This window comes from Bacillus sp. BR3(2024) (assembly GCF_039134555.1).
GTDB lineage: Bacteria > Bacillota > Bacilli > Bacillales > Bacillaceae_G > Bacillus_A > Bacillus_A cereus.
Genome location: NZ_CP152433.1, coordinates 1,707,484 through 1,728,176, shown reverse-complemented (window position 1 = coordinate 1,728,176; position 20,693 = coordinate 1,707,484). Strand labels below are relative to the sequence as shown.

The window sequence follows — 20,693 nt, the reverse complement described above, 5'->3', positions numbered from 1 at the left end:
ACCATTCCTTTTTATATTATATAAATCTATTAAAATAATAAGCCAACGATTGTTGCTGATAAGAAACTTACTAATGTTGCACCGAATAGTAATTTCAAACCAAATCTTGCGACTACATTCCCTTGCTTTTCATTTAAGCTCTTAACTGCCCCTGCAATAATCCCAATTGAAGAGAAGTTTGCAAATGAAACTAAGAATACAGAGATAATCGCTGTCGTTCTATCTGAGAAATTAAAGTTTCCTTGTGCTAAATCTGTCATAGCGACAAATTCATTTGATACTAATTTTGTTGCCATAATATTTCCGGCATTAACTGCTTCATGCCAAGGTACACCCATAATAAATGCAAATGGTGCAAATGCATAACCAAGAATTTCTTGGAATGAAATACCGATTACACCTTTAAATACTGCATTAATGAATGCGATAAGAGCAACGAAACCGACTAACATAGCTGCTACTGTAATCGCAACTTTAAATCCATCAATAATGTATTCCCCTAATACTTCAAAGAAGGTCTTCTTCTCTTCTTCTTGTACTTCTAACATATCTTCTTCCTCAGTAACTTCATATGGGTTAATGATAGAAGCAATGATGAAACCACCGAATAAGTTAAGCACTAAAGCGGTTACAACATATTGTGGTTTTAATAACACCATATATGATCCAACGATAGACATAGAAACTGTAGACATTGCTGATGCACATAATGTATACATTCTTTTCTCTGGCAATAACCCTAGTTGTTTCTTAACTGAAATAAATACTTCAGATTGTCCTAAAATCGCAGATGCAACAGCGTTATATGATTCTAGTTTCCCCATTCCATTTACTTTACTTAATGCTAGACCGATAGATTTCACAATAATAGGTAATACTTTAATATGTTGCAAAATACCTATTAAGGCTGATATAAATACGATTGGCATTAATACACTTAAAAAGAACGAAAACTCTTTTTGATTTACTAATCCACCAAATACGAAATTCACACCGTCAGCGGCATATTTTAATAGCTCTCCAAAACCATCTGCTATTCCGCTAATTAATATATTCCCTACACTTGTATTTAATAATAGAAACCCCAAAATGAATTGTAATATAACCATCGTTATGATTGGACGATATTTGACTTTCTTTCTATCATTACTAGCAAGCCAAGCGATACCTAAAATCAATACGAGGCCAAAAACACCGATTAAGTATTTCATAAGCCGTTTCCTCCCATTCGTATCCGCTTACATTTTTTTCAATTATTAAAGCAATAGATATACTTTAAACGTATATCTATTGCTTTAAGCTTTTATCGATTAGTAGTTATCTGTAGCACCTTTTGCATCATTTAATACGATTGCAACACTAGCACTTGCTCCAACGCGAGAAGCTCCAGCAGCTACCATTTTGTCTGCATCTTCACGTGTACGAACACCGCCAGATGCTTTTACACCAACGTTTGGTCCTACTGTTTTACGCATTAATGCGATATCTTCAGCAGTTGCTCCGCCAGTTGAGAATCCAGTTGAAGTTTTTACGAAATCAGCACCAGCTTTTACTGATAATTCACAAGCACGTACTTTCTCTTCATCTGTTAATAGGCAAGTTTCAATGATTACTTTTACAAGAGCTTTTCCTTTTGCTGCTTGTACTACTTCATAAATGTCTTTTTCAACAAGTTCGTTGTCGCCATCTTTCAAAGCGCCTACGTTGATTACCATATCAACTTCAGTTGCACCTTTTGCAATAGCATCTTTTGTTTCAAATGCTTTTGTTTCAGTAGTGCTTGCTCCTAATGGGAAACCGATTACAGTACAAACGTCTACATCATGTCCAGCTAGTTCATCAGCCGCTAATTTTACCCATGTTGGGTTAATACAAACAGAAGCGAATTTATATTCCTTTGCTTCTTCGATTACTTTCATAACATCTTCTTTAGTAGTATTAGCTTTTAAAATTGTATGGTCAATTAACTTTGCAATGTTCATTATCTTCACTCCTCATATCTTTTAACAACTTCATTCTAACTCTTAGTTGAACAAATGTAAATACACTTTTGAAATTTTGTTCATTCTTTTTTAAAAGGAATTTTCTTGTAGTAAATAAAGCGCATTCTAACAAAGAACACTTCCTATATAATCAAATTTTCTATGTTAACAATGGTAGTATGTATCTCCATATCCATAATTATTTTTAAAAAGGCAATTTGTGTTCAAAAAAGACTCCTATCATTCATACATAACAAAATAAAAGGAGTTCTCAATATGTTAATTTTGAGAACTCCTTTTATTTCTAACCTTTTTGATAATGTAACAGTTCTTTTGCTGTATGCTGATCGATAATTAATACATTTGCATACCCGCCACGTAACGCACCATCAATTGCTTTTATTTTTCTATTACCACCTGCAACTAAAATAGAGCGTTTCTTTAATTTCAGTTCCTCTAACTCAATTCCAATGGTACGCTTATTGATTTCTTCGCTACTAATATTTCCGTCTCCATCAAAGAAACGTGAACAAATGTCACCGACCGATTGTTTTTTGAGTAAATTTGTTTCATCCTTATCGAAATAACCTAATCGGAATAATAACGCTTCGTCTCGCACTGTTCCTACAGTAAAAATTGCAATATTCGCTTGTTTTCCCATTTCGATAATGTGATGAATATGTCGATCCTGCTCCACTAATTCTTTTGTCACTGCATTATCAAATATAACTGGAAGAGGTAGATTTCTTGGCGTCGTTTGAAAAGCATCTGCAAATAAAGCTATCGTCTCATTCGCATATGTATTTACACTTGAATGACTAATACCACCTTTTAGCTGGACAACCTCTACCCCTTTTACATGTTGCGGTACGATTTTTCTAGCGATTTCATACATCGTCATTCCCCAGCTTACACCAACAATATCACCGTTTTTAACCGTCTTTTCCATATACTCAGCAGCATATTTACTTATATACTCTGTAATCGTTGCATATTCCGGTACTGGAGAAAATACAACATGTGCCTCTAACAAGTTGTACTTTTCTTTCAGTAAATTCCCAACGTTATCTAAATCCGCAAATGGATCGGCGATGCTAATTTGAACAAACCCTTTTTCTTTCGCGTACTTTAACAATCTAGAAATCGTCGGTCTTGAAATATTTAATTTGTTAGCAATTTCTTGCTGACTATAATCTGATTGATAATATAATCTTGCAACTTCAACGCTTAATTGTTGTTTATCTTTTTCCATAGTAACTCATTACAAATCCCTTCCTGTATTTCCCTTTCGTTACAAGCATTATACAGCTTTATGCAAAAAAATTCGACTACCGAATTTTATCTAACTAAACTTCTATTCCACTTATTATATACAATGAAACCTTATTGTGTAGATTTACAAACCCAATATAGAAACACTTAAAACATATAAATCGGTTTATATGTAATTCTTTATTGCTTTTTCTGTAGTAACGATAACAAAGCCGTTCAACAAGAAACATGAATATCGTCTAAAAAGCTATTCAAATACCCCTCATAAACAAAAGATACTGTTCATAAGGGGTATGTATTCAATTTAAGTTTATAAAAATCGGATGGAAACACTGCAAGTTCTCACTTATTTAGAATAAGTGAAAAGATGATGTTTTATTTGTTCAATAAAATAATGATGGTGTATATTATCGTTAGATACGCGACTTGCCATAATAGCTCCCTCCATTGAAGATGCAAGAAAAGAAGCGAGCGATATAATATCTATATCTTCTTTAAGTTCTTGTTTCTCTATTCCTTCTTTTATGAGAGAAGCCATTAACATTACTGTATCATCATAACCTTTTGCTGCTGCTTTTTGTAATTCTGGAAATACTCCAGTACTTTCAATTGCGCTATTAAGTAATGGACAGCCTCCAGCAATAGGAGGATTATTAGCTGCATCTTGATATACAAGGAAAATTGCAAGGATTTTATCGATTGCTGTCTTTTTATTTTCCATTGCTTTATGAAAATGACTCCACATAATCTCACCACTTTTGTCATAGGCAGCAAGGACAATTTCTTCTTTACTTTTGAATCTACGATAAATAGATCCTTTAGGTAGTTCAGTAGCTGTCATTATATCCTGTATGGATGTGCGAGTTATCCCATTAGTATTAAATAAATATAAAGATGTTTCAATAATTTTTTCTTTAATCTTATCAACTTTAGTCATACTTTGTAATCCTCCTAATAAAAACGAGCTTAATATTCCAGGTGATATTTACCATCTATTTTCTTGACTTTTTTTGTAAGTATAAATAAGTTTGGAACAAAAATATATTATCCATCCCTATATTATGTGAACCTCAAACAATACAGTTTGAAAAGAGGTAATCAAATTGTATTATCTATATCATTCAAATAAATTTTCTGTCAAAATTAACATGTCCAATTATTTAATTCAGTCCTGTTATACAACTAATTTCACCTACAATTGTAGAAGGTGTAAAAATATATAGTTAATTTTAACGTATAGACTATGATTATTATATATAATTTTTATTAATATGTTTAGCTAAAGTGTTTGAACTACTCCCACTTTCACTTCGTATATTAGGATATCTCCCGCAGTCCTTGCAGTTAAAAGCCTTATCACTTCATTCTATAAAAAGCTAATTGTCAAAAATTAATGAGTACTGAAATTTGCTTGTAAATAAGCAACTGAGATATAAATATATTTGCTTTTTACCATTTTGATTTCGTTAAAAGGGTTTAAAAAACTAGAAACTTGTAGTATCATTAGATTTCGATTCAGACCGAACCGTCCGGTTTTTAATATAAATATATTTAGAAGGAGAACGTTATGCAGAAAGAAAAATCAAAGATTATAGGTAATTTAATTACGGGGGCAATAAAGTGAACTTTATAAAAATGAATAAAAAAGAAATTATTATGTTAATAGTTTATACAATGTTTGCACTACTCCAAATTGGCTTGTTCATATTATTTGGCCTATCACTTTTAACTAACAGTAATTTAGTTGAATCAGAATTTGCTCTTAGTGCCATCGGTTTGACTGTACCTGCTATTGTAGGAATAATTTTCTTTAGGAAAGAAATTATTGAAAGTTTTACTTATTTTAAAGAGAAAACAATTTTGAAAATAGTAAGCATTCCTATGGTGGTTTTACTTATGGTAATTGTGGAAAATTCTATTATGCATTTTCTAAACATAGGTCAGCCAGAGAACCAAGAACAGGTCCTTACAAGGGGCGCAGAGGTGCCTATTATATTCACATTACTTCTATTTGGGATTATAGGGCCAATAATTGAAGAAATCATATTTCGTCATATATTAGTGAATCGTTTTTCAGAATATGTTGGTACTGCTATTGCATCCATCGTTTCGATTATAATTTTTGCAGGTCTTCATTCAAATCAACTTTCGGATCTTGCTATATATTTACCTGGTACGGTGATGCTTACTGCGGCTTATCTTATTTCTAATAGATCCCTTGCATATGTTATAGCGATACATATGTTAAACAATTTTATTCCTTTTATTTAATTGCATATGTCATAACAAGACATATGTAATTGAAGGTTTTGATGCAAAAATACTCTATGTTTCTATCGAGTATTTTTGGTACCAGAACCACTTTTTCTAAAGCATAAGAAATCTTATCAAAACTACAACTTATTAGGAGAGTGTCGGTTATGATTGTAACAACAACGTCTGGAATTCAAGGTAAAGAAATTATTGAGTATATTGATATTGTAAATGGTGAAGCTATTATGGGTGCAAACATTGTCCGCGATTTATTCGCTTCAGTTCGTGATGTTGTCGGTGGCCGTGCTGGTGCTTATGAAAGTAAGCTAAAAGACGCTCGTGATATTGCAATGGACGAAATGAAAGAACTTGCAAAACAAAAAGGTGCGAACGCTATCGTTGGTATTGACGTAGATTACGAAGTTGTACGTGATGGAATGTTAATGGTTGCTGTCAGTGGTACAGCTGTACGTATATAAGTAAATAAAAAAACGGTTCCTCCCTTGGAATTTATACTTTGAGGAGGGGCCTGGTTCTGTTGCAGATTTTAAAGAATAAAAAGAGATGTTGATAAAGCATTATACGTCGAAAAAACACAGTTTGAGTGTAAACTGTGTTTTTTTATATAGAAGCCTCATCCCATCACTATCAAGCTAAAATTTTGTGTTAACTTGTAAAAAATGTACATTTTTTACTTTGGGGTAATTTTGAATCCTTAAGCTTATGGGCATGTGCTGGTAGCCTCTAATACTGTACAAATTTTTTATAAATGGTTGTAAGGTTCTACGTTTTTGACCATTCTGTACAACGATAACTTTGGTTTATTGATTTCACCTGTAATCTGGTAGCCTATCCTCTGATACAATTTAATGGCAAGTTGGTTCTCTTTCTTTACCGTCAGAGAGCATTTGGCAAAGCCTTGCAGCGAAGCTTGTTCCTCAGCAAACTCAATTAATCTGGTACCTATCCCTAGTCCTCGACTTTCGGGCAGTAAGGCAATTGTTCCGATGTGAAACTCGTCATCTTCTCCCTCCTTCAAGGTAAACATGGAATAAAGCATTTTGATATTCAGAATGTTATAAACAACAAAACCCAGCTTTCGGAACGAAAGCAGCTGTTTAAAAGTGGGCCAGGCAAGACGATTTAAAACGGGTATGGGATAGCAAGTAATCATCCCTAAAGTTTTCCCGTCCATTTGAGCTTCATAGGCGTATTGATGACTAAAACGGTTGTTCTCCTGCCGCCATAGCTTACAAAATGTCCAATCGACTGTGTTCTTCTCCTCAGATCCTGCAAGTGGAAACGCCATGTATTCCAATGCCATTACATTTAGCTGGGCGCCGACCATGGATTGATGAACAGCCTTTACAATAGAGATTTTATTCATTATCCTATTGCTCCTTTTCACTTTCTATATTATTAATATTAATTATCATGGATTTGAATCAGTTCACTTCCCTCTCAATTCATCCTTAGCTTTGAAACCATAATAAAATGTATTTAAAACAAGCTCTGCAGCAGATTTTTTAGCCACATTTCCTTCATGTACCTGTTCCCAGGTATGGAAAAGCAGAGCATAAAGCGTATTCAAAATCCATTCACTGCTAACTGTTTGCTGAAAGTAACCTCTTTGTTGTAGCAATTCAATAACGCGTCTTAAGGGTTCCCTCAGCTTCTCTTCTGCTTCACCTAATTCTTTGTTGTTAAATACAGATGCATCATGACCTAGAAAATAGATTTTGTCACCTAAAGGGATTAACGCTTCAATGAGTTCCGGGATATAGTTTTCGCTTCTTTCCTCATCCAGTGGAATCTGGTTTACAGTATCACTTACCAGTTGTATAGCCCGATGGCCCAAGAACAGCATCAATTTCTCCCTGCTTTCGACGTAGCGATGGAGTGTAGCAATTCCAATTCCCGCATATTCCGCAATTTCATTCATCGAAGCAGTAGGATTTTCAACAAGCAATATAGTAGCTGAATCAAGAATTGCATTAAATCTCGCTTCCTTCAACGCTGACAAGTCTTTCTTCATCGTCAATCTCTCCCTTTTTCTGTATAAAGTCGTCATTTTTGATAGATAAATATATCATTTGATATTATAATAAACAATCTCAAATAAAGTGTCCAGCTGCTGAATGTAGCTTTTCAAAAAGAATTATATTCCTGAAACTGATAGTACTTTGAATGTTTCATTTTTAGCATTTCATTATTTAGATAACGATGAAGAAATTAAATTCTTTAATGTAATAAATACAAGAGCCAAAGGAAATGGTACGAGTTACTTTCTGCATAAAGTTATCGGTTTATTTTAAAATTCACTTCCGGGTATTTGGTTATCAGCCTTTTAAGGGTTGAGCCGTCATCCTTCTGTTTTACATACTGGTCAAAAAATGCCAGGCTGAATTCGTTAATAATACGATGAACTTCCTTTGGATTTTCACCTGGGCTCTGCAACAGAGGTGAGAACAAATGTAAATCGGTAAAGCTTGTATGATCCGTATGAGGAATGACTATTGACATACCACCGCCAGCTAACCCGCGTCCGTATCGCTCCCTCACTTCAAAGGGATCTGCTTCATCAGGCTCTTCTGCATTCATGAGCAGAAATGGTTTTCCAATGCCACTTTCAGGCAAGATTTCACCATACAATGTACCATCCATATTGATAGCTGCTTTGACACGAGAATCTTTTGCAAGTATTTGTGCTGCGGTAGCTCCACCGTAAGAGTGGCCAAACATTCCAATTCGCGAGGTATCCAGTCTTCCTGTAAAGAAACCGGTCTCATCGTTTTCGTTAAGTTTCTCTATCTGATTAAGGACAAAGCTGACATCTTCCTCCCATAATTTTATGTGACTATCTCCTTCATCAGTTAAATTGATGGGCTGTACGTAAGCAGTTCGACCACCTGGAAAGACGGTAGCTGCAGCATCAAAGGTATGATCGATACTTAGAACAATATATCCTTGACTAGCCAACTCCTCAACTTGAAACGTGTTTTGATTACGAAAACCATTAAAACCATGAGAGAAGAGTAATATGGGATAGTGATTCTCTGAGTCTGAGAGTTGTAAATCCATAAACGAATGAGACTTTACCAATTCCATGTGGCTGAATGCAAATGCAGGAATAGACAATGTTTTTTCCAATCCCTTGGAGAGCTCATTTATGTTACGAATATAAGGTTCTGGATCCCCCTTGCTTTTTTCAGCTGCAGGATACCAAATTTGCACCATCAGTTCGCGCCGATCGTTTGGATTTTTTGAATATGGTTCATTTCTCTGATGATCAACCCAATGATATAGCTTCGTACCGACCCTATGTGGACCAGTTGGTTCTTCAAATGAAAATACTGGCATAAGTAAGGGTAGCGCAACTGCTACAGACAAATAGATACATAGTAACGAAGTCTTAACTATGAATATACCCGAACTTCTAAAGCCCTTTTTCCGCCCAGCTAATAAATAGCATAAAATTAAGATAACTGGGGATACATATGCCGGAATCATCTGCCACCTAAAACCTTCTGCCAATAACTGAACTGTAACCATTACAACGGCAATCAAAGTAGCTAATTTAGACCACTTTTTCGTTTCTCTGCCTATTAACAGTATCCAACTCAATAGACTAAAATTCACTACTATCAAAACAACTTCCCAGAAATTCATTGGCCTATCTCCTTTGCATGCATTTTACTTCTAATTAAAGAGGTAGTTTTCAGCCTAAGCAAAAGCAGATGAAACACCTATATAGTTGCACCAATTATGCTTAGTAACCGTTTCATCCACTCTACTCCTTTATTCAAATTAAAAACTTAAAATGCCCAGCTACCTTTACGAAAAATTGGTTCTACAGTTCCATCTGGTAGAATACCGTCAATGTCCATCTCACTGCTGCCAATCATAAAGTCCTCATGTGTTACTGAAATATTTGCCCCTAACGTTTCAAGCTGATCGTTTTCTAAATCTCTTCCACCCTCTAAGCAAGTTGGATAAGCTTTACCAATCGCTAAATGGTTCGATGCATTTTCATCAAACAATGTATTAAAATATAAAATTCCCGATGCTGAAATTGGTGATTCATGTGGTACAAGTGCTACTTCACCTAAATAGCAAGAGCCTTCATCCACATTAATAAGCTCTTGTAATAAATCATGTCCTACCTGTGCTTCAGCTTTAACAATTTTTCCTTCTTCAAATGTCAGTTTAAAGCCATCGATAATATTCCCTTGATAAACTAATGGTTTTGTATTGCTTACATAGCCATTTACACCTTGTTTCATCGGTAACGTATAAACCTCTTCTGTCGGCATATTAGCCATAAAGATAGTATCATCAGGAGTTTTACCACCTCCAGTAACCCATTTATGCTGTGGTGCTAATGCAATTGTTAAATCAGTACCTGGCGCTGTATAGTGAAGCTTCATATATTTTTTATCGTTCAGTAGGACCGCACGAGATTCTAAATTTGTTACATGTTCACGCCATTTTTCAATAGCACTGCCGTCACCAATACGAACAGCTTTAAAAATAGCCTCCCATAATGCTGGTACTTGATCCTCAGTTGCTAAACCTGGGAACACCTTCGATGCCCACTTTGGTGAAGGAACTGCTACCATCGACCAAGCTATTGAATCCTTCATTACGGCGTTGCGATTGTTTCTCAGAGCAGCTCCTGCTACCTTTTGATAGGTAGCTAGACGATCAGATGAAATACCTGTAAATTTATCAGGATCTGTAGCATCTATCATTAATAGTGCTCCTTTACGTTCGATCAGCTCATCATTCATTTTGACTATCCACTCTGGGAAGCGATTAAATTCTTCATCTGAGGCATAATCAAAGTAAGCACGTTCCATTTCTTCATCCGAAAAATTAACATGAACAAGCCCTGCCCCAGCCTTATAAGCCTCTTTCACAACTATACGGGCGAAATCCAATGCATCCACTGATGTATTGACTAATAAGTATTGCCCTGGTTGAATATTGACACCGATTTTCACCGTAAGTTCTGCATATGCTTGTAATTTTTCTTCAAAAGTCATATTATTTACCTCGCTTTTATTAAATTGGTTTTGAATTCCCCTCACTAACTTACTTTCTGAACAGGTTTTCTCAGAATTTCCATTTCCCATTTTTTATTAGAACATGATAACAACTAATGGATTTTTTCTACTACTCATATATTTAATTTCTAAACTTTGATTCAATTAATATTGATTTGTTTTTCAAAAAATCTAATCGAAGGGTATCAAACACTACATAAAGTTATAGAGTTCTTTATTGTGAAAGCTCACTCAGTTCTTCCCAATCTTTTCAATGCTGCTGTACCTAAAGACTTACCATCAATGGGGCGTTTAACATTCTCAATCACTCCTTTATCTTTACAAAAGCATTTTTGATAGATAAACATATCATTTGACATAAGATTAAATCATTTTAAATGAATTATCAAGCCATAAAATTTAATTTTTAAAAAATTCGGTAAAAAACCATATAAAAATAGATTCTATCAAAGGGAGCGATAACGGAAAAATTTTTACGCACACATGGATACGAAATTACTGCTCAAAAATACCCTCTTACATTTATCTGCAAGGGGGTTTTCTTTTTATTCATTTTGCAAATAAACAAACGTATTTCCACTTTACCTATTTTTTCATGTTTACATTATCCTATCTAGATGAAGCTATCTCCTAGAGGTAACGCCACATGCCCATCAAGTTAAGAGTTAAATTGCCCCCATAGAAAGGAAAACTGAATCGGATTGTATGAATAATTATGAAGAGATAGAATTTTCGTTTTGGAGATATTTCAAAAGTTTAGCTTGATGGGTATGTGAATCTCCTCTCTATAACAAATATTTTTTAGTAAATGTTAAAAATTTTACGAGAATGTAATTTTTTAATATTTTAATTTTTCTCAATTGTATAACTTTATTTTTGAACTATACTTAATTCGTAATCCCAAAATTAGGAAAGGAGCTTTGAGATAGGACATTTATCTTAATTGTTTACTTAGAGGAGTGATTTAAGAAATCAATGAAGGTAATGTGTTTCTAAATTAATCAGGAAGGGAACTTGAAGTGTTACTATGCTTTTTTTTACTCATCTAAAAATATCATCAACATTTTTTTATAAGTGTGAATTTAAAAAATCCACTTTCGGCATTAGTGAAAAAACTGATATTTCGTATGTAAGTAATAATGAATTTTAACGAAGGGACTGATCTATATGAACAGAAGAAAGAATTGTAGATTACAAAAAACTATAAAGGTGTTTGCAACATCTGCTATTTTAGCAACCACGTTATTTACACCTATTATGTCAAACAATTTAGATGTACATGCTGAAACTGCACAAACTGCAACTCAATTTGAACAAAGAGAGTTTGACCTTCCAGGTACAGGAAGTTTTTGGGATGAAGCAAAAAGAGAAAAAAGAAGTGAGCAAAAAAATTATATGCCAACAGGCATATATGTGAAACCTAATGAACAGGTTACAATTACAGTATCAGGAACGCAAAAGATTAGAGCCATTATTGGGACACATCAATATGATAAAGAATGGGGAAAAGAAATTGATCTTTCACCTGGCTCTAATACCATCTCTTCACCAAACGGCGGCGTATTAGGGTTAGATAATTTTCAAAGCACAGGAACAGTTAAGGTGCAAGTAACGCAAGGCGGTAGCCCTATTCCTTTCTTTGTATTAGGGAAACACACAAAAGCAGACTGGATTGCCATGATGAACAACTATCCAAATGCACATGCAGTACAATTGAAATCAGAACGAGCGGTGCTAACTGTAACTCGTGATAGTGCCAATAAATATATTGTAAATCAAGATCCTGTGCCCCTATTAAATAAATATGATGAAATGATTCGAGCGCAAGACAAGTTAGCAGGGCTATCTGAAACAGATCCTAATCCTTTACATCGTTCAACTCGTCGTATTTGGGCCTTTGTAGAAAATCCTAACGCACAAAGTTGGGGCATGTATGCAAGTTGGGATGGAGCCGTCTTTACGACTGCTGGTGAAGCTATCAAAAGTACTTTAAATGTCAATGAGTTTGGGTGGGGACAAATGCATGAAGCGGGACATGCACGACAACAATATCCATGGACGTGGAATGATTTAAGAGGTATGGGTGAAGTAACTAATAATCTATATTCTTTAGCTGCATTCAAGAAAATATACCCAAATATACCAACACGTTTAGATACAGAGGGAGATTATAATAGAGCTTTTGCGTATTTAAAACAAACAAATAAGGAATATAAAAATATTGACGACCTGTTTGTAAAACTTGTTATGCTTTGGCAACTTCATTTGGCATATGGGGATGATTTTTATCCAAATCTCCACAAATTATATCGTGAGATACCAGAGGATCAACTTCCCAAAACAGACGAGGATAAAATACAGGCATTTATTTACAATACATCGAAAATAGCAAAACAAAATGTACTGCCATTCTTTGATAAATGGGGATTGAAAGCAACACAAGAAACGAGACAAAAAGTAGAAGCTTTAAACAATCCAACATTAATTGCACCTATATGGGAAGCGACGGATGCTAAACCTGTTAAACCACTTGCTGTATTGTCAAAAAAAATAATGAAGGCAAGTGCAAATAGTGAGGAATCAACGGGCTCAGCTAGTAAGGCGATAGATGGAAAAACAGATACATTTTGGCATAGTACTTGGACACCAAATCAATATCCTTACAATTTGACACTAGAACTTGGTGATACACGTACCATTTCACAATTGGCATATCTTCCAAGGCAAGATTGGTCAGAAAATGGCCGTATTTTAACTTACAATATTTATACGAGTGTAGATGGCATTACGTATGACAAAATATCATCAGGAACATGGGAAAATAATAGTGATAAGAAAACGGCAACATTTACCCCAGTTACTGCAAAGTATGTAAAAGTGGAAGTAACGAAAGGACAGAATGGATTTGCTTCAGCAGCTGAAGTAGATATTTTAGGGTATTAATTATTTTCACTTGTAAATGAGTATATGATCACAGGGTGGATTTTGAAATATTTTGAGGATCTGCCCTGTGATATTTTTTGCGTATTTCATGTTCTGTTTTCACTTTATAATTTCTGATAGGAAATTAAGTGAATAAGTTTCAGTTAATACTAATAAAGTAAAAGTCTATAATGATTCTTCAAAAATTTCTTCCTCAAAAAATCTTTTTTGTTTCAACATTTTTCTGACTACTTAGTTTTTCAAACACTGCTTCTGCTTCTTGACCATAATCTCTAAATGTACCTCCAGCAACAGAATCAATTTCTAAATATTTTTCCTTTGAAATCAGATTAGGAGTTAAGGAACCCATATTCTCATCTCCTACTAAAGACATGTACATAAATATAAGTAGAAATATAACTAATAATCCTAATGTTATTTTCCCTATTTATTGTCTCCTGTTCTAAAAAAACAGTTTCTGTCTATCATACCAACAATAGGGAATGTCCTTTTAGAATTTATAAAAAATATAAAAATACATGACAAACTTATATATAATTGCAAGTTCAACCCTTACAAAAAAACAAGATAAAAAAATAAACAGCAGAACTAGTCCACTGTTTACTTCGCCACGCCTTCATGTAATTTTTCTGTATAATCTTTTACATCTTTCCAGCTATCTTTCGCTGTATGTAAATCTTCTTTTATAAACGTAAACTCTTCCGGACTAATTCCTTTTACGTTTTGTAGTAAATTATTATATTTTGCACCTACTGTATACCATTGATTTGATATGTTTTGTAGTGCTGTAATTGCTGCATCAATTGTTTCTGTCATGTTTGTTGTTTTATTTTTTACATCAGTCAAAATTAAGACTTCTGCTTGCGCTCCTGAAATTCTATCTTTTAAATTAGCGATTTCTCTTTCTGCATTTGCGATATCTTTTTTCGCAACCGCGATCATTGGCCCGCCAGCAAGACATGTTATTAATGCTACACAAAGTACGCCACCAGCAATGACCATATCATTACTCTTTTTAATCGAATCGTTATATGTATTTATTTGTTGCTCTAGAGCTGGAATACCAGCATTCGTACTTGCCAATATCGCTGTTAACTGATTTGTATCTTCTTTGAAACTATTTGTATCTTTCGCCATTCTATTGCGAAAAGCTTTCAAATTTCCTAATAATCCATCTACCTCATTTTGATTCTTTACAATATCTGCATACAACTTTTCTAAATCCGCTTTTAATTTTCCGCTATCCTTTTGATCAATCGCTATTAACATGTCATTATAATACGATTGAAAAGTATTATTGTAATTTATAATATTTTGATCTGTTTTCATAATTTGAGGCTTCATATCATTTAACCAATATGCTGCATTAATTTTTGCATCTCTTTGATGCTGAATCATATTTCCTTTAAATTCACTATTAATCGAACTTATTTTACTTAAATCCGTCTCTTGTTGATTTTGAATTAATTTTGCATATGAATCCATTGCAAATATGCTTGATGTCGTTTGTGCCATTACATCTTGGAATCCTGCTGGTCCAAGAGAATAGTTTTTCACATTTTCTTGTAGCACCGTTACATTTTGTTCTGCTGCAAAAGGATGTAAAGGAAATGCGTTACTCGTTGCCACCCCAGCAATCATTACCGCTAAAAGACATTTTTTATAAAATCGTTTCTGCATATTTTTCACCTATTCTCTTTATAAGGATATCAAAAGCTCCTGCTCACAACTGAACAGGAGCTTCAAATCATTCATCAACACTTAACGCCCTAACGATTCGTATTCGATTATGCTTTTTTCGTATCTACTACTTTAATATCTTCAGCATAAATCTTTTCTGCATAGTCTTGAATGTTTTTCCAGCTATCTTTCGCAATGTTTAAATCTTCTTTAATGAAAACAAGATCGTTTGGACTAATTGAATCCACATTTTGAAGTAAAGAATTGTATTTTGATCCCATTGTGTACCATTGGTTTGAAATATTTTGTAACGCTGTAATTGCAGTATCAATTGTATTTGTTAAATACTCTGTTTGTGTTTTAATGTTCGTTAATCCTGCTACTTCTAATTGCGCAGTTGTAACTTGTCCTGTTATCTTTTGAATTTCTGCTTGTGCATTATCAAGCTCTTTCTTCGCTAATACGATTCCAGCTGTACCACCGCCTACAGCTGCTGCACCACCTGCAATTAATGCTACTCCTAGCGGTGTTCCTGCACCCGTAGCAATAACTACTGCACCACCGATAATTGCAATTGGTCCTAGAGCTGTCGCAACAGATGAACCGATAATAATTGCATTATATTTACTAATCGCTTCATTGTACGTTGTAATTTGATTTTGCAGAAGCGGAATTCCTGCATCTTGACTAGCTAATATAGATGTAATTTGATTTGCATCACCCTTGAAGTTTTGCGTATCCGAAGTCATTTTATTTCGGAATTTCTTCAAGTCTTCTACTAACTGATCCACTTGCGCTTTATTTTCATTAATACTACTTGATAATCTAGTTAAGCCTTTCGTAAGAGTCGCTTTATCCTTTGCATCAACTGCAGCAACTAAAGTATCATAATAGTTTTGGAATTTCGTATTGTAGTTAATGATGTTTTGATTCGTTGAAATAAGCTGTGGCTTTAATACATCTAACCATTGCTTCGCATTTCCTCTAGCTGTATCTTGATGCTGAATCACCTTTCCTTTTAAAGCTGCATCAACAGTCGATACATTTCCAAAGTTAACATTACCTTGTTTAATAATTGTTAAAGCATACAGATCCATTACTAAAGCATTTGAACCTGTTCTTTCCATTGCATCTTTCAAGCCTTCTGGTCCTAATGAATATTCTTCATAGTCATTATAAGCTTTTGCTACCGCATGAACTGGAGCTTGTTTCACTGTACTTTCAGCTGCATACGTATGAGCCGGCATAATATTTCCTGCTGCAAATACTGCCATCAGTGCTGATAGAGCCATTACTTTATAAGGTTTTTTTGTCATTTTTCTTCTCTCCCTATATCGCTAATTATTTTTCTGTTTAATGTACTTCAACGTTTGTAACGTAATCTTCAAATTGATTTGTTTGCTTATTCATTTCATCACTTACTTTTTTAATTTGATTGAAATGTTTTTGAAGTAAACTACTGTCTGTATACGTGCCTTCTTCAACATTCGTTTGAATTTGGATCATATTATTATTTAAAACTTTCCAATCCGTTAATAACGTTTCTAAAGTTGTAATTTGACGATCAATTAATTCTGTAAAGCTATTTACTTGATCTTCAACGAATGTAATTTGAGTCGCCTCTGCTTCAGTTTGTGATAACTTTTGAATAAGTGGTAATAACTCTTTTTGCTTTTGTTGAATGCGAAGAGCTGCTTCTCTCGTTTGACTATCTGCAGCATTTACAATTTCATTACTTAAAGTACCGATAGAAACAAAATCAATTGTTTTCGTTTGTGCAGTTTGATTTGTGATTGTAAATACTTGTTTACCGATATTAATAGAACCTTTAATGATTTCTTGAGGTCTATTCAAAATAGTAGTTAGTTCAGCTTGAATTTCTCCTTGAATTCTTTTAATATCTTCTCTTAATTTCACAATATCTCCACTTGATCCTTGTAGTGTTTTTATTGCTTCATCGGCTTTAATTGATAAGTTGTTACTATCTTTGTCTAATACTGTTTTAAATCGATTTAACTCTAATAAATCTTGCTCCATACTCTCTTGGATGCTCTGTACTTGCAATTGTAATTTTCCATATGCACTCATAAAATCTGCTTTTGCTTGCTGATCTTCATTTACGTTTCCTGCTAGTTCATAGAGCTTACTATAATAGCTATTAAATCTAGTGCTGTATCTCATCATCTCTTGATTTAAGTCAATTAGCTTCGGATTATATTCATCAATCCACTCTCGTACATTCGCCTTTGCAAACTTTTGATGATTCGTTAAGCTACTCATCGCATTTACCTTAATGTCTGGCTGTTGCAAAATAATTAATCCGTATGCTTGAATAAGCGGTGATTGTGATCCTAACATTCTAATTGAATTGGATAATGTATTTGGAGCAATTACATTTTGCGCATATACTGTTTTCACTTCCGTTTGCCCCTCCTTAGCGTAAGCGCTTACAGGAATGAAGCAACTCGTAGATACTGCTGTAACCAATAACCCTGTAATTAAAGTCTTTTTCACTTTAACTCCTCCTATGTATTAGCAACTATTACTATCGCATTTTATTATTCTATTTTCTTGCCCATAATTTGAGATGGTTAAAATAGAGAACGTTCTCACCGTGATCTATGTATGAACCATCTCTCCCAACTGTTATTGCTACAGTACTTACTTATTGTTATAAAACTTTTCATATGTGTTTAGTATGAATAATATTGTATAAATTTTCTATTTCATCGAAATTCCCACATTCACACAGTGAATATATTACATAAAAATATTATTCATTTTAAACTAAACAACATACGTAAATATGAAATTTCGTTTTGTTTTCATATAAGTTTTGTACTGTAAGGTCATTTAAACACAGCTGTTTATATAACGTAAAGAAGTATTTTCATTCCCTTTATTTTCAAGCTTTCATGTCCTTATTTCAAAATATAATCCGATTCACTTTATCGATTGAAATATCTACATATCACAACAGAAAACACTACTTGCAAACAACCGGTAAAATTATATTGATATAATTTTTAACCCCGTATGCAATTATGCATAGCATATACACAAAAAGGATAGCTTCATTTTCACGAAACTATCCTTAAAAAATCTTCTTATTTTTTCAAATGATATGGAACTGTCGTAATAACAACATTTCTTTTATAAAGTAAATACGCACGTATGAGTAAACTGGATTGATTATGAAGAATGTTATGCCAACCTTTTTTCGGAATGAACTGTGGTATAACGACCGTAACGCGGTAATTCGATTCACTTGCCTTATATTGCACTGTATCAATGAACTTCGTTAACGGCTGAATAATACTTCTATAATGAGAATGTAATGTAACAAGCCTTACTTCAGGTTGCCACACCTTCCATTTCTCTTCAAATTTCTTTTCCTCTTCTCTGTCAAAAGCAACATATACAGCGATAACTTGATCTGCAGAAAGAGATTTCGCATAGTTCAATGAATTTTCTACTACATGCGTCATACCTGCTACAGGAACGACAATTACATTCCCCTCAATTGGAATAAGAGGTTCACAAGTTTTTAAACTTAATTGATCACCCACTGCATCATAATGCTTCTTAATTCGATGAAACAAGAAGATAATAGCAGGTAAGAAAATAAGAATCGACCAAACTTGTGCAAATTTAGTTAAAAAGAACATGCTCATTACGATAAAACTAATAACTGCACCAATTAAATTAACCGTTAATTTTAAAACCCATCCTTCAGGTTTTTCGCGAAGCCACTTTAATACCATCCCTGTTTGAGAAAGTGTAAATGGAATAAATACCCCTACTGCATATAACGGAATTAAATGTTCTGTTTGTCCTTGGAAAGCTACAATTAAAATAATCGAAGCAACTCCAAGTATTATAATACCGTTTGAGTAACCTAGACGGTCTCCTCTAATCGTAAACATTCTCGGTATGAATTTATCTTTTGCGAGGTTAACCGCTAATAAAGGAAATGCAGAATAGCCTGTATTAGCTGCGAGAATTAATATTAAAGCTGTTGTACCTTGTATGAAATAGTACATGAAATTACGTCCAAATGTTTGTTCAGCAATTTGAGAAACAACTGTTACTTCTTTACTCGGCGTCACTCCGTAATAATAAGCTAAAAATACAATTCCTGAAAATAACACAGCAAGTAATGCACCCATTGCAAGCAATGTTTTTGCAGCATTGTTTGGCGCAGGATCTTTAAAGTTCGGAATTGCGTTTGAAATTGCTTCAACACCTGTTAAAGCAGAACTACCTGATGCAAATGCTCTTAACAGTAAAAACAAACTAATACCCGCAACCGGCGTTCCGATCGGCGTGTGTAAAGTTGGTGAAACGTGACCAGTCAAAATATTATATATGCCTACACCAATTAATATAAATAGGGCTAAAACAAATAAATAAACAGGATATGCTAAAACAGAAGCTGATTCCGTTACTCCTCTTAAATTTAAGATCGTAATAAATATAACAAATATAATCGCAATGATTACATTATGTGCATGTAAACTAGGAAAAGCAGATGTTAGCGCATCTGTACCCGCAGATACACTTACCGCAACAGTTAAAATATAGTCGACTAATAAAGATCCTCCAGCAATTAAGCCTGGATTCATCCCTAAATTTTCTTTTGATACAACATACGCTCCCCCGCCATGCGGATAAGCAAAAATAATTTGACGATAAGATAAAATAAGGGCTGTCAATAATACTAATACCCCAACAGCGATCGGAATGGAATACCAATAAGCGATCGCTCCCACACCTGCTAAAGCAATTAAAATTTGTTCTGGACCGTAAGCAACTGATGACAATGCGTCAGAAGATAAAATAGCTAAAGCTTTCGTTTTATTAAGCTTTTGTTCTCCAAGCTCTGTTGATTTTAACGGTCTTCCAATTAAAAATCTTTTAATAGATGAAACCAATGCTGTCCACTCTCCAATAATTTTGTACGAACTTTTCTGCTTGTTACAGCCAGTAAACGATTTCTTCAGAAAACAAAAAATGTCTACAAGCCATAGCGAAATAGACTTGTAGACATTATTTTTTTTGTCGCACAAGCTCCACCTTCCTTCTCAATATAACGCTTACGAGGTTAGCTGTCGGATTCGGGCCTATGAGTAGCCCTACCTTTTTCAAGGATTCACCCCATCGGATTATGTACTAATCCGTAAAAACGGGTCCCCCGTACCATGCGGTTTCAGCGATTTAGAAAATTGAAACTGTGGATTATAATACTCCTTTATTTTCAAAAAGTAAACAAAAATTTTTAATAAGAAAAAAATTAAAATGATTGCGCATAATCCGCTGAGAAATATACATAATGAATATTAAAAATCCGCAAAGGAGACCCATATGTCTAAAGAAAAGAAGCCTATTTTTTCCGATTCATATTTAGATGCAGTAGCAAATGAAATTAATCAGTTATATGGTAAACGTGAACAGGAAATAAATTTGACAGATAGAACGAAAAGAAATAAATAATTTG

General features: G+C 34.1%; 17 protein-coding genes and 1 riboswitch. Of the genes, 4 read left to right on the top strand and 13 right to left on the bottom strand.

The genetic code is table 11. The features are described from left to right. Nucleotides 1–29 precede the first annotated feature (29 nt). From V7S45_RS08975 to V7S45_RS08960, 4 genes are all read right to left on the bottom strand, one after another. Nucleotides 30–1,211, bottom strand: coding sequence for a NupC/NupG family nucleoside CNT transporter (locus tag V7S45_RS08975; protein WP_000876188.1), 1,182 nt, complete (start codon nucleotides 1,209–1,211; stop codon nucleotides 30–32). A 99-nt stretch (nucleotides 1,212–1,310) separates the two neighbouring features. Further along, a complete protein-coding gene (gene deoC / locus V7S45_RS08970) occupies nucleotides 1,311–1,982 on the bottom strand; it encodes a deoxyribose-phosphate aldolase (RefSeq protein ID WP_001017441.1) in 672 nt (223 codons plus the stop codon). 304 nt (nucleotides 1,983–2,286) lie between these two features. Further along, entirely contained in the window at nucleotides 2,287–3,234 is a 948-nt protein-coding gene (locus tag V7S45_RS08965; protein WP_000409781.1) for a sugar-binding transcriptional regulator, read from the bottom strand. Nucleotides 3,235–3,600: 366 nt separating this feature from the next. Then, nucleotides 3,601–4,191: a TetR/AcrR family transcriptional regulator gene (locus V7S45_RS08960; protein ID WP_025687223.1), complete on the bottom strand. Its 591-nt coding sequence runs from the start codon at nucleotides 4,189–4,191 to the stop codon at nucleotides 3,601–3,603. 683 nt (nucleotides 4,192–4,874) lie between these two features. Between V7S45_RS08960 and V7S45_RS08955 the strand changes: the two genes are divergently transcribed. Then, a complete protein-coding gene (locus V7S45_RS08955; RefSeq protein WP_001009308.1) occupies nucleotides 4,875–5,525 on the top strand; it encodes a CPBP family glutamic-type intramembrane protease in 651 nt (216 codons plus the stop codon). A gap of 149 nt (nucleotides 5,526–5,674) precedes the next feature. After that, entirely contained in the window at nucleotides 5,675–5,986 is a 312-nt protein-coding gene (locus V7S45_RS08950) for a heavy metal-binding domain-containing protein (protein WP_000637505.1), read from the top strand. Nucleotides 5,987–6,270: 284 nt separating this feature from the next. On the opposite strand, the gene V7S45_RS08945 is transcribed toward V7S45_RS08950, so the two are convergent. From V7S45_RS08945 to V7S45_RS08930, 4 genes are all read right to left on the bottom strand, one after another. Further along, nucleotides 6,271–6,894: an N-acetyltransferase gene (locus V7S45_RS08945; protein WP_001033856.1), complete on the bottom strand. Its 624-nt coding sequence runs from the start codon at nucleotides 6,892–6,894 to the stop codon at nucleotides 6,271–6,273. Between the two features lie 63 nt (nucleotides 6,895–6,957). Beyond that, nucleotides 6,958–7,542, bottom strand: coding sequence for a TetR/AcrR family transcriptional regulator (locus tag V7S45_RS08940; RefSeq protein WP_000710981.1), 585 nt, complete (start codon nucleotides 7,540–7,542; stop codon nucleotides 6,958–6,960). Nucleotides 7,543–7,805: 263 nt separating this feature from the next. Then, nucleotides 7,806–9,176 (bottom strand): carboxylic ester hydrolase, encoded by a 1,371-nt coding sequence (locus tag V7S45_RS08935; RefSeq protein WP_017657309.1) that lies wholly within the window; start codon nucleotides 9,174–9,176, stop codon nucleotides 7,806–7,808. 146 nt (nucleotides 9,177–9,322) lie between these two features. Then, on the bottom strand, nucleotides 9,323–10,552 hold the full coding sequence (locus V7S45_RS08930; RefSeq protein ID WP_000141967.1) for an aminopeptidase: 1,230 nt from the start codon (nucleotides 10,550–10,552) through the stop codon (nucleotides 9,323–9,325). A gap of 1,188 nt (nucleotides 10,553–11,740) precedes the next feature. On the opposite strand from V7S45_RS08930, the gene V7S45_RS08925 reads away from it, so the two are divergent. Then, entirely contained in the window at nucleotides 11,741–13,516 is a 1,776-nt protein-coding gene (locus V7S45_RS08925; protein ID WP_001081793.1) for a M60 family metallopeptidase, read from the top strand. A gap of 193 nt (nucleotides 13,517–13,709) precedes the next feature. Here V7S45_RS08925 and V7S45_RS08920 read toward each other — a convergent pair whose 3' ends face one another. The 5 genes from V7S45_RS08920 to V7S45_RS08900 all read right to left on the bottom strand — a co-directional run bounded on the left by V7S45_RS08920 (nucleotide 13,710) and on the right by V7S45_RS08900 (nucleotide 20,130). After that, entirely contained in the window at nucleotides 13,710–13,889 is a 180-nt protein-coding gene (locus tag V7S45_RS08920) for a hypothetical protein (RefSeq protein ID WP_025687226.1), read from the bottom strand. 227 nt (nucleotides 13,890–14,116) lie between these two features. Beyond that, nucleotides 14,117–15,196, bottom strand: coding sequence for a non-hemolytic enterotoxin NHE subunit C (gene nheC, locus V7S45_RS08915; RefSeq protein WP_342761746.1), 1,080 nt, complete (start codon nucleotides 15,194–15,196; stop codon nucleotides 14,117–14,119). A gap of 107 nt (nucleotides 15,197–15,303) precedes the next feature. After that, the gene (gene nheB, locus V7S45_RS08910; RefSeq protein WP_025687227.1) at nucleotides 15,304–16,512 is read right to left on the bottom strand and encodes a non-hemolytic enterotoxin NHE subunit B; all 1,209 of its coding nucleotides are present in this window, start codon (nucleotides 16,510–16,512) and stop codon (nucleotides 15,304–15,306) included. A gap of 37 nt (nucleotides 16,513–16,549) precedes the next feature. Next, nucleotides 16,550–17,710 carry a non-hemolytic enterotoxin NHE subunit A gene (nheA, locus tag V7S45_RS08905; RefSeq protein ID WP_000751828.1) on the bottom strand — a complete coding sequence of 387 codons (1,161 nt, stop codon included), beginning with the start codon at nucleotides 17,708–17,710 and terminating at the stop codon, nucleotides 16,550–16,552. A gap of 593 nt (nucleotides 17,711–18,303) precedes the next feature. After that, nucleotides 18,304–20,130, bottom strand: coding sequence for an APC family permease (locus V7S45_RS08900; protein WP_000254901.1), 1,827 nt, complete (start codon nucleotides 20,128–20,130; stop codon nucleotides 18,304–18,306). A gap of 144 nt (nucleotides 20,131–20,274) precedes the next feature. Continuing rightward, nucleotides 20,275–20,421, bottom strand: a riboswitch (cyclic di-AMP (ydaO/yuaA leader). Between the two features lie 139 nt (nucleotides 20,422–20,560). Here V7S45_RS08900 and V7S45_RS08895 point away from each other — a divergent pair. After that, nucleotides 20,561–20,689 (top strand): hypothetical protein, encoded by a 129-nt coding sequence (locus V7S45_RS08895; RefSeq protein WP_000031873.1) that lies wholly within the window; start codon nucleotides 20,561–20,563, stop codon nucleotides 20,687–20,689. Nucleotides 20,690–20,693: the final 4 nt, after the last annotated feature.